This window comes from Streptomyces caniscabiei (assembly GCF_014930365.1).
Taxonomy (GTDB): domain Bacteria; phylum Actinomycetota; class Actinomycetes; order Streptomycetales; family Streptomycetaceae; genus Streptomyces; species Streptomyces caniscabiei.
The window spans coordinates 521455-536246 of the sequence record NZ_JABXWI010000002.1 but is presented as its reverse complement, the minus strand read 5'-3'; the positions used below and the strand labels follow the sequence as shown (position 1 = coordinate 536246).

Genomic DNA, 14792 nt, shown 5'->3' with positions numbered 1-14792 from the left:
CGACGGGTACGGGATATGGACACGCGTCGAGGGGTGCCGGGTATCGTCAGTGCACAGACTAATTGCCGAGCCGAGGAGCGCACATGGCCGCGGTGGACCTCTCCACCCACCCCGGGCACCTGGCCCGACGGTTGCAGCAGGCCCACTACCTGCTGTGGAACGTGATGGTCTCCGAGGAGATCACCTCGCCGCAGTTCGCGGTCCTCAACGCCCTCGTCGACGAACCCGGACTCGACCAGCGCACGGTCGGGGAGCGGGTGGGGCTCGACCGGTCCACGATGTCCGAGGTGGTCAGCCGGCTCGGGCGCCGGGGGCTCCTGGACAAGGTGCGCGATCCGCAGGACGGGCGGCGGTTCCTGCTGCGGCTCACGGACGACGGGGCGCGCACGCACCGCAGGCTCACGGTGCGGACGGCGCGGATGAACCAGATGTTCCTGGCCCCGCTGTCGGCGCGGGAGCAGGAGGTGTTCTTCGACCTGATCCGACGGGTGGCGGACGCGGCGGAGGAACTGCGCACCCCGGCCGAGGCGCTGCGCTAGAACCTGCCCGGGCAAGACCCGGACGGTCGGCACCGGGTGCTCGGCTACCGGGAGTCGGTGGCGTACACCACCCATACCTGGCCTTCGGCGAAGTTCATCGGCTCGCCGTTCGGCGTGGTGAAGTCCGTGCCGTCCGTCGGGCTCTTCCGCTCCCAGCCGGCCTCGAAGGTCTTGCCGTCCCGCAGGACCTCCGCGCGGCCCGAGCCGACGGTCTCGGTGTACGGGGTGTTGTTGCCGAGGAAGTCGTGGAACCGGGACTCGCGGACGGTCACGTACTGGACGACCACCGTGGCAGGGGCGACGCGGACGTCGTCGGTGGTGATCGTCGGCCGTCCGTCCATGGAGACCTGCCAGCGGCGGCTGTCGCCGGACCACGTGAAGGTGAAGCGGGCCGCCGGGTAGCGGACGGTGCGGGAGTCCTCGGGAGTGCCGCCGGAGGGGGCCGGGCCGCGGCGGAAACCGGTGGTGAGGGCGTCGGCGCCGGGCGCCGAGTCCATCAGTTCACCGGGGCGCAGATACAGGTTGTGCGGCGGGGGCTTGTCGGCGCCCCGGAAGTACGCGTCGCCGGCGTCCTCGGGGGTCTCCGCGTGCAGGGGCGCCTTGTCGATCAGCGGCAGGAGTTTGCCCTGTGCGCCCGAGAAGGCCAGGGTCGGCTCGTCGAACTGGCGCAGCAGCTCCAGGTCGGACTCGCGGGCACTGCGCACCGGTCCGACCGCCTCCGGGAACCGGGTGGCGTACACGGCCATCAGCCGGCTGAGACCGCCCTCGACCTGCTCGGCGTAGACGATGTCCGCGGCGTCGAGACCGGTCTGGGGCCGCGCGGCGGCGACGTTGTCGATCTTCACGGCGAGCACGGATCCGGCCGGCGGAGCGCTGGTCCGGTCGTCCCGGCCGCCGTCGCCCTGCCCCCTGCCGTCGTCGCCGTCCGTGCCGGTCACGGTGCAGCCCGCCAGCACGGCGCCCGCGACCACGGCGGCGAGCAGTGCCCCCGTCGTCGCGCCGCGCCGGGCCCGTTTCCGCACCCGTGGTCTCTCGCCCACCGTACTCAAGTTGCTCATGATGGATCCGATTGTGCACTTATCCATTCATGAATGGCCATAGTGGATTGTTTCTGACTGGTTCGGGGGTGAGGTGCCGGGTACTCGGGCGGGACCTGCTGACCGAGGCGAGGGAACGGAGTGTGGGCACGATGAAGGCAGTGACGTGGCAGGGCAAGCGGGACGTACGCGTGGAGACCGTGCCCGATCCAGTGCTCAAGGAGCCGACCGACGCGATCATCCGGATCACCTCCACCGGGCTCTGCGGCTCCGACCTGCACCTGTACGAGGTGCTCACCCCGTTCATGACGCCGGGCGACATCCTCGGCCACGAACCGATGGGCATCGTCGAGGAGGTCGGCGCCGGCGTCCCCGACCTGGCGGCCGGGGACCGGGTCGTCGTCCCGTTCCAGATCGCCTGCGGCAGCTGCTGGATGTGCCTCACCGGCCTCCCCACCCAGTGCGAGACCACCCAGTGCACCGGCGAGGGCATGGGCGCGGCCATCTTCGGCTACACCCGGCTGTACGGCGCGGTCCCGGGCGCGCAGGCCGAGTACCTGCGTGTCCCCCAGGCCCAGTTCGGACCGATCAAGGTGCCGGAGGGGCCGTCCGACGACCGCTTCCTCTATCTCTCCGACGTGCTCCCCACCGCCTGGCAGGCGGTCGAGTACGCGCACATCCCGCCCGGTGGCAGCGTCGCCGTGCTCGGTCTCGGCCCCATCGGCGACATGGCCTGCCGGGTGGCCCTGCAGCGTGGCGCCGAGCACGTCTTCGGGGTCGACCTGGTGCCCGAGCGGCTGCGCCGGGCGCGCGAGCGGGGCGTGCAGACCTTCGACCTCAGGGACTTCGACAACGAGAAGGAACTGGTCGGCGCGATCCAGGACCGGACCGCCGGACGCGGCCCCGACTCCGTGATCGACGCCGTCGGCACCGAGGCCCACGGCAGCGCGGCCGCCCGGCTCGCCCAGAACGCGACCGGAATGCTGCCCCGGGCCATCGGCTCACGGCTCACCGAGCGCCTCGGCGTGGACCGGCTCGCCGCCGTCCACACCGCCATCGACCTGGTACGACGCGGCGGCACGATCTCCCTCTCCGGCGTCTACGGCGGCAAGGTCGACCCGCTGCCCCTGCTCACCCTCTTCGACAAGCAGGTCCGGCTGCGCATGGGCCAGGCCAACGTCCGCACCTGGAGCGACGAGATCCTGCCCCTGCTCACGGACGACGACCCCCTGGGCGTCGACGACTTCGCCACCCACCGGGTGCCGCTCACCGACGCCCCGCACGCCTACGAGATGTTCCAGCGCAAGGAGGACGGGGCGGTGAAGGTGATCATGGAGCCCTGAGCCCGCGACCGGGATCAGGCGCCCAGGATCTGCGCCAGGTCGTACGTCACCGGCTCCTCCAGCTGTGCATAGGTGCAGCTCTCCGCCGTACGGTCCGGGCGCCAGCGCCGGAAACGGGCCGTGTGGCGGAAGCGGACACCGTTCTCCATGTGGTCGTAGGCCACCTCGGCGACCTGCTCGGGGCGCAGCGGCACCCAGGAGAAGTCCTTCTTCGTGGACCACCGGCTCGGCGCACCCGGCAGCCGGGCCGTCTCGTGCGCAGCCTCGTCGGACCAGGCGGCCCAGGGGTGCTCCCGGACGTCCGTCAGCCGCAGCGGCTCCAGCTCCTCCACCAGCTCCGCGCGCCGCTTCATGGGAAAGGCCGCGCACACGCCGATGTGCTGGAGCGTGCCCGCGTCGTCGTGGAGGCCCAGCAGCAGCGAGCCGACCACCGGCCCGCTCTTGTGGAAGCGGTAGCCGGCGACCACCACGTCCGCCGTCCGCTCGTGCTTGATCTTGAACATGGCCCGCTCGTCCTGCCGGTAGAGCAGGGTGAGCGGCTTGGCGATCACCCCGTCCAGGCCCGCCCCCTCGTACTGCTCGAACCACTGCTTGGCCAGCTCGCGGTCCGTGGTCGCCGGCGCGAGGTGCACCGGGGCGGTCACCCCGGACAGGGCCAGCTCCAGCAGGGCGCGCCGGTCGGTGAGCGGGACGTGGAGCAGCGACTCGTCGTTCAGCGCCAGCAGGTCGAAGGCGACGAAGGAGGCCGGGGTCGTCGCCGCCAGCATCCGGACGCGGGAGTCCGCCGGGTGGATGCGCTCGGTGAGGGCGTCGAAGTCCAGCCGCCGCCCGTCCCGGACGATCACGATCTCGCCGTCCATCACAGACCGCGTCGGCAACCGCTCCCGCAACGCCGCCACCAGCTCGGGGAAGTACCTGGTCAGCGTCTTCCCGGTCCGGCTGCCGATCTCCACCTCGGGCCCGTCGCGGAACACGATCGCCCGGAACCCGTCCCACTTCGCCTCGTAGTGCATGTCCGGCGGGATCTTCGCCATGGACTTGGCGAGCATCGGTTTCACGGGCGGCATCACCGGAAGATCCATGCCTCCGATTCTGCGACCGCCACCACACCGCCGCGCGGCGAACTCCGCCCGGTATGCGGCATTCGGTCGTTCCGCCTACCGTGGCTCGCATGGGCGAAGCGGTGGAACTGGAGGCGGCGGGACGGACGGTACGGCTGTCCAGCCCCGACAGGATCTTCTTCCCGGAGCGCGGCTTCACCAAGCTGGACCTCGCCCGGTACTACATCGCCGTCGGCCCCGGCATCCTGCGGGCCCTGCGCAACCGGCCCACCACCCTGGAGCGCTACCCGGAGGGCGTGACCGGCGAGAACTTCTTCCAGAAGCGCGCCCCCAAGAACATGCCCGACTGGATCCCCACCGCCCACATCACCTTCCCCAGCGGCCGCAGCGCCGACGAGATGTGCCCCACCGAGGTCGCCGCCGTCGTCTGGGCCGCCCAGTTCGGCACGCTCACCTTCCACCCCTGGCCCGTCCGCCGCGACGACGTCGACCGGCCCGACGAACTCCGCATCGACCTCGACCCGCAGCCCGGCACCGACTACGCCGACGCGGTGCGGGCCGCGCACGAACTGCGCGAGGTCCTCCACGAGTACGGCGGCCTGCGCGGCTGGCCCAAGACCTCCGGCGGCCGGGGCCTGCACGTCTTCGTGCCGATCCGGCCCGACTGGACCTTCACCCAGGTACGCCGGTCGGCCATCGCCGTCGCCCGGGAACTGGAGCGCCGGATGCCGGAGCAGGTGACCACGGCCTGGTGGAAGGAGGAGCGCGGCGCGAAGATCTTCGTCGACTACAACCAGACCGCCCGCGACCGCACCATCGCCTCCGCCTACTCCGTACGCCCCCACCCGCACGCCCCCGTCTCCGCGCCCCTGACCTGGGACGAGGTGGGAAGCGCCGTGCCGCGCGACTTCGACCTGGGGACGATGCCGGGGCGTTTCGCCGAGGTCGGGGACGTCCACGCCGACATGGACGAGCACGCGTTCTCGCTGGAGGCGCTGCTGGAGCTGGCGGCGCGGGACGAACACGACCACGGGCTCGGGGATCTGCCGTATCCGCCGGAGTACCCGAAGATGCCGGGGGAGCCGAAGCGGGTGCAGCCGAGCCGGGCCAAGAAGGCATGACGGTGGCCCGCGCCCCAGCCGGCCGCGAGGCAGGGAGGGCACGGGCCACCTTCGGTTGAAGTTTGCCTACAGTTCCTTGATCCGGATGTCGCGGTAGGAGACGACGTCCGTCGTGCCGTGGACCTGGAGTCCGAGATAGCCGGAGGCGAACCGTCGCCCGTCCGTGCCCGGGTCGTCCGAGCGGGGCGGGGTGAAGTCCTGGCCGCCGGTGTTGTCGAACTCGTTGATCAGGACACCGTTGCGGTAGACCGAGTAGTGCTGGTCGACCACCCGGATCTCGTAGTCGTTCCAGGTGCCCTTCTGGGTGACGCCCGCACCGGCGAGCCCCACCCGGTCGAAGCCGTAGACCGACCCCGTCTTGTACATGTCGCCGTCGGGCCGGTCGAGGACCTGCACCTCATGGCCGTACTTGATGGCCACCCACTCCGGCCGCGACTCCTCCGGATGGTCGTGGACCGAGGGGAAGCGCACGAACACACCGGAGTTGGCGTTGCTGGTGCCGGGCGCGTCGTCCCGCCACTGGAGGCGCAGCGAGAAGTCGCCGTACTTCCGCTCGGGGAACCACAGCATGCCGAGCCCGGCCTTCGTCGTCCCCGAGGTGATCGAGCCGTCGTTGTTCAGGCCGAACGAACCGCCGCCCACCTGCTGCCACTTGGCGAACGACTCGGCCGTGCCGTCGAGGATCGTGCGGTAGCCCTCGGTCTGGCCCGGCCTGCCGATGCCCGACTCCTCCGCCGCTTCCTTGACGGCGGTGTACTCGCGCAGGTCGACGACCCCGTCCCGGAACAGCTTGTCGAGGACGGTGTCCACGTGCTTCAGGAACAGCGCGTGGGACGTCCACTCCTTCTCGTCCTCGATCAACTCGTTGATCCGGCACCGGTTGTCGGTGACCCGGTTCGGCACCCCCGAGTCGACCGTGCCGACGAAGACCGTCAACCGCTCGTCGTACTCGGCGCAGTTGGGCGCGGGGACCCCACCGCCCGCGACGACCGTGAAGCTCACCGAGCGCGCGGCGGCCGTGTTGCCCGCCTTGTCGCTCGCCCGGTACGCGACCGTGTGCGTGCCTGCCCGGTCGACCACCACGGGCGCGGTGTAGGCGAGATAGGGGCCGCCGTCCAGCGAGTACTCGACGGCGGCGACGCCCGACCCGCCGTGGTCCGTGGCGCTGACCGTGACCTTCGCGCTCTTCAGGTACGCGCCGGCGGAGTTCCGGTCGCCCTCGACGGTCACGCCCGTCACCGGGGGTGTGGTGTCGGCGGCGGGCGGGGCGACGACGGTGAAGCCGACGCTCTTCTCGGCGGCGACGTTGCCCGCCTTGTCCGTGGCCCGGTATCGGACCTTGTGCGTGCCGACCTCGTGCACCATCACGGGCGCGGTGTACGGCTGCCAGGCCCCCGAGTCGCCGAGGGCGTACTCGATGGTGTTGACCCCCGACCCGGTGTCCGACGCGGAGACGGTGACCGTCGCCATGGACACGTAGTCGCCCTGGGGGTTCTTCTCGCCGGACACCGTCGCCGAGGTCTCCGGCGCGGTCGTGTCGTCGGTCGGCGGTGCCACGACGGTGAACCCGACGCTCTTCTCGGCCGCCGAGTTGCCCGCCTTGTCGACCGCGCGGTAGCGGACCTTGTGCGTGCCGACCTGGTCGACCACCACGGGTGTGGTGTACGGCAGCCAGGCCCCGGCGTCACCGACGGCGTACTCGATCCGCTCGACACCCGAGCCGCCCGGGTCGCTCGCGCTCACCGTCACGGAGGCCGAACCGACGTACGCCCCCTGGGAGTTCTGCGTCCCGGTGACCTGCGCCGAGGTCTCCGGCGCGGTGGTGTCCTCACCGGTGCCCTCGGTCACCACCAGGATGCCCTGCATCTGTCCGTGCCCGGGGATCGTGCAGTAGTAGCGGTAGCGGCCGGGGGTGAGCGTGACCTCGGCGGTGTGGCGGCCGCCCTGGTCGTCGCCGGGGTTGGCCAGGATGTTGAGTGGCACGTCGTTGTTGTACTCCGGGTCGGAGACGTCGAACGTCAACGTGTGCGGCATCCCCATGGTGTTGCCGGTCGCCTTGCTGTTCTCGAACACCAGGGTGGTCGGACCGGCCACCGCCGTCTGCGGCGCGGTCAGGTACTTGGTGATGTCGTCACCGGCGGTCCAGGTGAGCACCTGGGCGGCGGCCTTCTCCCGCGCACCCCCGTCCGTACGGCCGGACGCGGGCGTCGACGTGAGACCGAGGACCATCAGCAGGGCCGCCAACAGGGCCGCCCACAAGCGTCTTTCCCGCATCACTCCGCCTTCCTCGCCAGCTCGTCGGCCGCCGGTGTCGGGCCGCCGCCCGTGTAGGTGACGCGCCACAGCGCCGACTTGGCGTCCGAGGTGAAGAAGCCGCGTCCGTAGTCCAGGACGTACAGCGCGCCGTCCGGACCGAACTTCCAGTCCATGAGGTTCCTGATGCCGTCGGCCCCGACCGGCACGATCTTCTTCAGGGACTCGGCGTGGACCGGGAGTCCGCCGCTGCCCTGGTTCTTCGGGTCCATGACCACCGCGTGGCGCGGCTGGTCGGCGTCGTAGAAGTCGCCGACGAACCACTTGCCGTCCCAGTAGGCGGGCCACCGGACGGAGTTGTCGCCCGACTCGGCGTACCGGTAGACCGGCCCGTTCATCGTCGCCTGGCCGCCGCCCTTGAGCCACGGCAGGAGGTACGTGGCCTCCTCGTTCTTGTAGGAGGGGATGCCGCTCGCGTCCCGGGGGAAGTCGGGGGCGCCTCCTTGCGGCGCGTACCAGATGTTGTTGCCGGTCACCGGGGGCAGGTTGACGAGCCCGTCGTTGTTCGGGGACTCGTTCTTCGGGTGGTCGCAGTCGTACCAGCCGAGCGGCTTCGACGGGTCCGGCAGGTTGCGGTCCCGGTAGGGTTGCTTGTTGCCCATGCAGTACGGCCAGCCCCGGTTGCCCGCCTCGGTGATCGCGGCGAAGGTGTCGTACTTGGCCGGGCCCCAGGTCGTCGACGGTGCCGAGGCGTCCGGGCCGACCCAGCCGGCGTAGAGGACGTCGGTCTGCCGGTCGACGAAGATACGGGCGGGGTTCCTGACCCCCATCACATAGATCTCGCCGCGGGTCTTGCCGCCGCCCTCAGCGGTCTCCCTGCCGGTGAACAGGTTCCCTGCGGGCAGGGTGTAGGTGCCGTCGGGCTCCGGGTGGATGCGGAGGATCTTGCCGTTGAGGTTGTTGGTGTTGCCGGCGGTGCGGCGCGCGTCGGCGAAGGAGACGCCCTTGTAGTTCGGCTCGGGGTTGTTGCCCGAGTAACCGGCGCTGAAGCCGCTGGAGTTGTTGTCGCCGGTGGCGATGTACAGGTTGTCCTTGGAGTCCCAGCTCATCCCGCCGCCCGAGTGACAGCAACTGTGGATCTGCACCGGCCACTTGAGCAGGACCTTCTCGCTGCTCAGGTCGAGCCTGTTGCTCGCGAGGTCGAGGGTGAACCGGGAGACGCGGCGCTCGGCCGTCCGGGTGTCACGGTCGATCCGTGAGTGCGGCGTGTAGTGCAGGTACACCCAGCCGTTCTGCTGGAAGCCGGGGTCCAGCTCGATGCCCAGCAGGCCCTCTTCGACCTTGATCAGCTCGTCGCCGCCGCCCTTGTTGCCGAAGACGGTGAGGGCGCCCGCGAGGGTGACCTTCTTCGTCCTCGGGTCGTAGACGTGGATCTCGCCCTTGCCCTTGCCGATGTCGGGGTTGTTCCAGTCGGTGACCACCGGCTGGGAGGAGTCGGCGCCGCCCCGGCCGATGTAGAGGACCCGTCCGTCGGGTGCGGTGACCAGGCCGTGCGGTTCGCCGATCTGGTCGTTCCGCCCCGGCTGGTTGGGCTGGGTCAGCCGCTCCGCCTTGTAGTTGGCGGTGATGGTCGCCTTGCAGTCGGCCCGTGCCAGCCGGGACGTCCACAGCAGGGCGCCGCGCAGATGCGTACGGAAGTCGCTCTCGTCGTACGCGGAGACGGTCCCGCCCATGCCCGTGTAGAAGGAACGGCCGCCGTCGTAGTCACGGCACCAACTCACGGGGTGGTCCCACCCGTTGGCGCCGGTGCCCGGCTGGTAAGTCGACTCGCGCACCCGGGCCACGGTGTGCACGGAACCCGACGGGTTCTTCGTCCAGTTGAGCCACTTGTCGGGCCGCTTCCACTGCGCCGGCAGGTCCTTGGTGGCCGGGTGCCGCCGGTCACCGACCTCGACCGTCGCCCGCTGCACGGTCGTCGGGCTCGACCCGGCCGGACGCGCGCCGATCAGACCGGTGAACCAGTCCGAGTACGGTTCGGCGCGGGCCGCGTCGTGGACGCCGACGAAACCGCCGCCGGCCTCCATGTACGCCTCCAGCCCCGCCTCCTGCTCGGGATCCAGGACGTCACCGCCACCGGTCAGGAAGACCACGGCGTTGAAGCCGCTCAGCCGGGTCCCGTCGGTGAAGACGGAGGCGTCGCCGGTGGCCACGACCCCGAACCGCTCGGCGGCCGGCCCGGACAGGCCGATCCGTTCGATCGCCTCGATCCCGGCGTTGACGACGGGCGACTCGTCCCCGGCCGCGGCAGAGCCGTGGAAGACCAGCACCTGGGGGCCTGAGCCGCCTGGTGGCGACTTGATCGACATCGTTGTCAGCGGTGCTTCCGGCGCCGGTCGCGCCTGGGCCGCGGGGCCCGACAGGAGTCCCGCGGTGACGACCGAGGCGGTCAGGGTGGCCGCCCAGGCCCGTCTCTTCGCGTCGCTCAACCCTCGTAAGTACATGGGCACCTCCTCGGTCACAGCAACAGCGCCAAGGAAGCTAGCCCCCATTTGCGCGGCTCGCCAAGACCTATGACCGGAATGGTGCGAACTTTGTCCCGGGTGTGGAGAAACCGCCGGGGTGCCGCTACCGTCACACAGGTTGATCACAGGTGCGTCTCCGCAAGATCCGTATGAGCGTGGGGAGTTCCGCATGGACGCGATGGACAGACGAGGGTTCAACCGGCGGGTGCTGTGGGGCGGCGCGGCTGTCGCGACATCGTTGTCCGTGGCCATCGAGACCGTCGGCGCCCCCGAGGCCGTGAGCGCCGCCGAACGGGCGAGGACGGCTCCGGCGGGCGGCGAGGTCAAGCGCGTCAAGATGTACGCCGAGAAGCTGCCCGACGGGCAGATGGGCTACGGCTTCGAGAAGGGCAAGGCCTCGATACCGGGCCCGCTGATCGAGCTGAACGAGGGCGACACCCTGCACATCGAGTTCGAGAACACGATGGACGTGGCGGCCAGCCTGCACGTCCACGGCCTGGACTACGAGATCTCCAGCGACGGCACCAGGCAGAACAAGAGCGACGTCGAGCCCGGTGGCACCCGCACCTACACCTGGCGCACCCACGCCCCCGGCACCCGTCCGGACGGCACCTGGCGCGCGGGCAGCGCCGGCTACTGGCACTACCACGACCACGCCGTCGGCACCCCCCACGGCACGGGCGGCATCCGCAAGGGGCTCTACGGCCCGGTCGTCGTCCGCCGCAAGGGCGACGTCCTGCCCGACAGGACCGTCACCGTCGTCTTCAACGACCTGCGCATCAACAACAGGCCCGCCCACACCGGCCCCGACTTCGACGCCACCGTCGGGGACCGCGTCGAGTTCGTCGTCATCACGCACGGCGAGTACTACCACACCTTCCACCTGCACGGTCACCGCTGGGCCGACAACCGCACCGGCACGCTGAGCGGCCCCGACGACCCCAGTCAGGTCATCGACAACAAGATCGTCGGACCCGCCGACTCCTTCGGCTTCCAGGTCATCGCGGGCGAGGGCGTCGGTGCCGGCGCCTGGATGTACCACTGCCACGTCCAGAGCCACTCCGACATGGGCATGGCGGGCCTGTTCCTGGTGCGCAAGGCGGACGGCACGATCCCGGGGTACGAGCCGCACGCACCGCACGCCGCGGGCAGGACGGACGGGGCGGGAAACGCGGGCGGGGCGGGAACGGGCGGGACGGGCGAGGCGGACGGGGTGGCCGATTCCGGCGAGTCGCACGCGCACGGACACTGACGCCCCTCGGCGCCGAGGTCCCCCTCGCACTCCTGTCCCACCTCACGGAGGTCCCGTCGCAGGGCGGGCCCACCGGCGGGCCACCTCCGGGGGCCGGGAGCGCTCTCAGTGGGCCTCTGTCCAGGGCTATCCTGGGCGGAGCCGCCCCGGAGGAGTGTTCCGCAGTGACCGAGACAGCGTCGCGTCCCACATTGGAGGCCGTGGCCGCGCGGGCCGGGGTGTCCAGGGCGACGGTGTCGCGGGTCGTCAACGGGGGCGAAGGCGTACGGGAGCCCCTGGTCGAGCGGGTGCGCAAAGCGGTCGAGGAACTCGGGTACGTGCCCAATCAGGCGGCGCGCAGCCTGGTCACCCGGCGGCACGACGCCGTGGCCGTGGTGATCGCCGAGCCGGAGACCAGGGTCTTCGCCGATCCCTTCTTCGCCCTGCAACTCCGGGGCATCAGCAAGGAGTTGACCGCGCACGACTCGCAGCTCGTGCTGTTGCTCACCGAAGGGCCCGAGGACTACGCCCGGGTGGGACGGTATCTGGCGGGCGGACACGTCGACGGGGCGCTCGCGTTCTCGCTGCACCTCGACGATCCGCTGCCCGCGCTGATCCGGGGCGCGGGCGTCCCCACCGTGTTCGGCGGCCGCCCCGGCTGGGTCGACGGCTCGCGCGGCGACACGACCACCGTCTACGTCGACAGCGACAACCGGGGCGGCGCGCGGGACGCCGTACGCCATCTCGTCGGCCTCGGCCGCACCCGGATCGCCCACATCACCGGGCCCCTCGACCAGACCTCCGCCGTGGACCGGCTCGACGGGTTCCGGGACGTCATGGTGGACGCCGACCCCCGGCTGATCGTGGAGGGCGACTTCACCCCGGCGGGCGGGGAGCGGGCGATGCGGGAACTGCTGGCCCGCTGCCCCGAGTTGGACGCGGTGTTCGCCGCCAACGACGTGTCCGCGTCCGGCGCGCTGCGGGTGCTGCGGGAGCTCGGGCGACGGGTTCCCGAGGACGTCGCCGTGGTGGGCTTCGACGACATGCTGCCGGTGGCCGAGCAGTCCGATCCGCCGTTGACGACGGTCCGTCAGGACATAGAGGAGATGGGCCGGTTGATGGCCCGGCTGCTGTTCCGGGGCCTCGAACGGCGAGCCGGCGACGCGCGGGCCGATGAGGGCCCGGTCGGCACGCCGTCCAGCGTGGTCCTGCCGACCACCCTGGTACGACGCGCCTCCGCGTAGCCCGTGCGGGCCCGCGGCGTCACCGGCGGAGCGCTCAGGCGCCCACCGTCACCGTGAACCGGCGTGGATTGCCGTCGTGGGCCGCGCCCGACACGTCGGGCTGCCCGTCGGGCCGTACGTCGTCGTACGGGAAGGCGTACCCGATGGGCGAGTTGGCGTGCACCACGCGGGACCAGTGGTTCGTCACCGTCCCCCGGTAGTAGTCGGCGGCCGTCGTGCCGCCCGGCTGGGTGGGGTGGGTCAGCATGATCGAGCGGTTGAAGCCGGCCGCGAGCCGGGCGAGGAGGGCCTTCTTGTCGTCGGGGTCGCCGGGGTTGTTGGCGAACGGGCCGTGGTTGCAGGTGAAGATGTCCTTCGACGTCGGCTTGGCGAAGGAGTGGCCGCCGGCGAAGGTGAGGGTGTCGCCGGATACCCGCCCGGCCAGGACGCCGCGGCCGCCCTGGAGGTCGATCCGCAGATCCGTCGACCGGTACTTCTCCCACACCTGGTCGACATACGAGTCCCAGTAGGCGCGGAACGGCATCTGGTCCGGCCGGTCGAAGTACGGGGCCATCAGGTTCTGCGGGGAGACGACCCGCAGCACCCTGCCGTCGCCGCCCCGGATGACGAGCCGGTCCCAGGGCTGACCGTCCCGCGCCGACTGCGCCACGAGATCGGCGGCGATCCGGTCCACCGCCCCGTTCGGCAGCGGGGCGACCGTGTGGGTGCTGTCGCCTTCCAGTGTCAGCCCGATCGGCAGGGCCGTCACCAGGTCGACATAGCTGATGTTGGCGAAGAGCTGGGTGGGGTTGAACGTGAACTCGCAGAACGACCACGTCTTGCCGTAGTTGGCGTCGGCGGGTGCCGCGAACGCGGGCTCCACCAGGGCGGGACCCGGGTTGAGGAAGAACTCCAGGGTGCTGTCCCGTACGAAGTAGACGCGGGCGCCGAACATCTGAGGCAGCGTCAGCACCTTGGGCGCCGAGCCCGCCGCGCCGAGCGGGATCGCGCAGTCGACCGGCAGCGGCGTCCCGGGCGCCGACGGCGAGGTCGGCCGGTAGACGCTCCCGTCGGCGCGCAGCAGCACCCAGGCGCCCGTCGACTGCTCGTGCCCGGTGACGTACGCCCGGACCGTGCCCGGCAACGAGGCGTTGCGGAGGGCGAGTTGGCAGGTAGCGGGGGCGGCCTGGGCGGGAGCGCCGAGGGCACCCCCGACGGCGGTGGCGCCGACCGCGGCGGCGGTCGTGGACAGGAACGTACGGCGGGAGATCACGATGGCCTCCTGGGACGTGGGGGAGTGGAGGCACAGCGGACGGGGCCCCTGCTGTGGTTCCCCCACTGTTCCCAGGGGAGGTTGAGCCGTCAAGACTTATGACTGAGAGCGCTCTCAAGAACATGGATGGGTTCAGGAGGTGATCGGAAGGTTCGAAGCTCTATCCCTCTGCCTGACCGTCTGGCTGTCCCTGCGGCTGCTCGCTCCTGATCACCGCGAAGCGGGCCCCGTAAGGGTCGGTGAGCTTGGCGAAACGGCCCGCGCCAGGGAGGTCGGTGGCGGGCAGCCGGACGCCGCCGCCGCGCTCCTGCGCCCCGGCCACCGCGGCGTCGGTGTCCGGGACCTCGAAGTACGGCAGCCAGTACGGTCCGGACCCCGCCTCGCTCGGGTCCTCGTCGAGCGGCACGATGCCGGCGAACATCGACCCCGGTTCGGTGCCCGCCGGATGGACACAGGTGTAGGTGCCGCCGGCGATGTCGATCGCGGTGGTCTCCCAGCCGAACACGGCGTTGAAGAACCCGGCCGCCGCGGGCAGATCCGGTGTGTACAGCTCCAGCCAGCACAGCGCGCCCGGGTCCTTGACGACGTCGAGTCCCGTCACGCGGCCGGGCTGCCACACACCGAAGGGCGCCCCCGCCTGGTCGGCGAGGATCGCCATCCGCCCCTCGTCCGGCACGTCCATGGGCCGCATCAGCACGGAGCCGTGGGCCTGCTCGACCGCCTTGGCCGTGGCGTCGGCGTCAGGCGTCCGGAAGTAGATGTTCCAGGACGGCGGGCCCTGCTCCGGCGGGTTCTGCATACCGGCCGCGGCGGTACGGCCGTCGAGCCGGAAGAAGCCGTAGCCGCCCATCTCGGGCCCGGCGGACTCGAACCGCCAGCCGAAGAGATGCCGGTAGAAGGAGGCGGCGCCCTCGATGTCGGGAGTGCCGAGGTCGATCCAGTTCGGGGCGCCGGTGACAAAGCGGGTGGTGAGCATGGCTGCGCTCCTCCGATGAGGTCCGAGGGTCCGTTGCCCGTACCGCCGAGTCTGGCATCGCGCACGCGCCGCCGCCCGGCCATCGGCCGGATACCCCGTGGAACCTGGGGCACGCACCTCCCGCGCGCCGCCGTGTGTCACCCCGGTGGGCGAGAGGACCATGGAGGCCCCGGGCGACGTGTTGATGCCGCGTTGATCGAACGTTTTTCGGCG

Annotated in this window: 11 protein-coding genes; 5 read left to right on the top strand and 6 right to left on the bottom strand. The window is 71.1% G+C overall.

Annotated elements, in window-relative coordinates; all coding sequences use genetic code 11:
* The first annotated feature begins 83 nt into the window (after nucleotides 1–83).
* A complete protein-coding gene (locus tag HW837_RS06870; RefSeq protein WP_045556771.1) occupies nucleotides 84–539 on the top strand; it encodes a MarR family winged helix-turn-helix transcriptional regulator in 456 nt (151 codons plus the stop codon).
* Between the two features lie 44 nt (nucleotides 540–583).
* Here the strand turns inward: HW837_RS06870 and HW837_RS06865 are convergent, their stop codons facing one another.
* Nucleotides 584–1597, bottom strand: a complete 1014-nt coding sequence (locus HW837_RS06865) for a DUF3048 domain-containing protein (protein WP_093788748.1) — start codon at nucleotides 1595–1597, stop codon at nucleotides 584–586.
* A 131-nt stretch (nucleotides 1598–1728) separates the two neighbouring features.
* On the opposite strand from HW837_RS06865, the gene HW837_RS06860 reads away from it, so the two are divergent.
* On the top strand, nucleotides 1729–2919 hold the full coding sequence (locus HW837_RS06860) for a zinc-dependent alcohol dehydrogenase (RefSeq protein ID WP_193379928.1): 1191 nt from the start codon (nucleotides 1729–1731) through the stop codon (nucleotides 2917–2919).
* A 14-nt stretch (nucleotides 2920–2933) separates the two neighbouring features.
* Here HW837_RS06860 and HW837_RS06855 read toward each other — a convergent pair whose 3' ends face one another.
* Nucleotides 2934–4001 carry an ATP-dependent DNA ligase gene (locus HW837_RS06855; RefSeq protein WP_193379929.1) on the bottom strand — a complete coding sequence of 356 codons (1068 nt, stop codon included), beginning with the start codon at nucleotides 3999–4001 and terminating at the stop codon, nucleotides 2934–2936.
* 89 nt (nucleotides 4002–4090) lie between these two features.
* On the opposite strand from HW837_RS06855, the gene ligD reads away from it, so the two are divergent.
* Nucleotides 4091–5101, top strand: coding sequence for a non-homologous end-joining DNA ligase (ligD, locus tag HW837_RS06850; RefSeq protein WP_060882656.1), 1011 nt, complete (start codon nucleotides 4091–4093; stop codon nucleotides 5099–5101).
* 66 nt (nucleotides 5102–5167) lie between these two features.
* On the opposite strand, the gene HW837_RS06845 is transcribed toward ligD, so the two are convergent.
* Both HW837_RS06845 and HW837_RS06840 read right to left on the bottom strand, forming a co-directional pair.
* Nucleotides 5168–7375 carry an OmpL47-type beta-barrel domain-containing protein gene (locus HW837_RS06845; protein WP_237270027.1) on the bottom strand — a complete coding sequence of 736 codons (2208 nt, stop codon included), beginning with the start codon at nucleotides 7373–7375 and terminating at the stop codon, nucleotides 5168–5170.
* The gene (locus HW837_RS06840) at nucleotides 7375–9855 is read right to left on the bottom strand and encodes a ThuA domain-containing protein (protein ID WP_193379930.1); all 2481 of its coding nucleotides are present in this window, start codon (nucleotides 9853–9855) and stop codon (nucleotides 7375–7377) included. The genes HW837_RS06845 and HW837_RS06840 overlap by 1 nt, the downstream gene beginning before the upstream one ends.
* Nucleotides 9856–10054: 199 nt before the next feature.
* Here HW837_RS06840 and HW837_RS06835 point away from each other — a divergent pair, with 199 nt between their 5' ends.
* Nucleotides 10055–11128 carry a multicopper oxidase domain-containing protein gene (locus HW837_RS06835; RefSeq protein ID WP_193382333.1) on the top strand — a complete coding sequence of 358 codons (1074 nt, stop codon included), beginning with the start codon at nucleotides 10055–10057 and terminating at the stop codon, nucleotides 11126–11128.
* 164 nt (nucleotides 11129–11292) lie between these two features.
* Nucleotides 11293–12351 (top strand): LacI family DNA-binding transcriptional regulator, encoded by a 1059-nt coding sequence (locus HW837_RS06830; RefSeq protein WP_193379931.1) that lies wholly within the window; start codon nucleotides 11293–11295, stop codon nucleotides 12349–12351.
* A gap of 34 nt (nucleotides 12352–12385) precedes the next feature.
* On the opposite strand, the gene HW837_RS06825 is transcribed toward HW837_RS06830, so the two are convergent.
* Both HW837_RS06825 and HW837_RS06820 read right to left on the bottom strand, forming a co-directional pair.
* Complete coding sequence (locus tag HW837_RS06825; RefSeq protein WP_193379932.1) at nucleotides 12386–13603, bottom strand: glycoside hydrolase family 64 protein; 1218 nt, start codon at nucleotides 13601–13603, stop codon at nucleotides 12386–12388.
* A 160-nt stretch (nucleotides 13604–13763) separates the two neighbouring features.
* Nucleotides 13764–14579: a VOC family protein gene (locus HW837_RS06820; RefSeq protein WP_193379933.1), complete on the bottom strand. Its 816-nt coding sequence runs from the start codon at nucleotides 14577–14579 to the stop codon at nucleotides 13764–13766.
* Nucleotides 14580–14792: the final 213 nt, after the last annotated feature.

Bases quoted from the DNA above. Each gene is read 5' to 3' on its own strand.
- HW837_RS06840 (WP_193379930.1), bottom strand. From the start codon at position 9,855: ATGTACTTACGAGGGTTGAGCGACGCGAAGAGACGGGCCTGGGCGGCC.
- ligD (WP_060882656.1), top strand. From the start codon at position 4,091: ATGGGCGAAGCGGTGGAACTGGAGGCGGCGGGACGGACGGTACGGCTG.
- HW837_RS06870 (WP_045556771.1), top strand. From the start codon at position 84: ATGGCCGCGGTGGACCTCTCCACCCACCCCGGGCACCTGGCCCGACGG.
- HW837_RS06860 (WP_193379928.1), top strand. From the start codon at position 1,729: ATGAAGGCAGTGACGTGGCAGGGCAAGCGGGACGTACGCGTGGAGACC.
- HW837_RS06820 (WP_193379933.1), bottom strand. From the start codon at position 14,579: ATGCTCACCACCCGCTTTGTCACCGGCGCCCCGAACTGGATCGACCTC.
- HW837_RS06855 (WP_193379929.1), bottom strand. From the start codon at position 4,001: ATGGATCTTCCGGTGATGCCGCCCGTGAAACCGATGCTCGCCAAGTCC.
- HW837_RS06865 (WP_093788748.1), bottom strand. From the start codon at position 1,597: ATGAGCAACTTGAGTACGGTGGGCGAGAGACCACGGGTGCGGAAACGG.
- HW837_RS06835 (WP_193382333.1), top strand. From the start codon at position 10,055: ATGGACAGACGAGGGTTCAACCGGCGGGTGCTGTGGGGCGGCGCGGCT.
- HW837_RS06845 (WP_237270027.1), bottom strand. From the start codon at position 7,375: ATGCGGGAAAGACGCTTGTGGGCGGCCCTGTTGGCGGCCCTGCTGATG.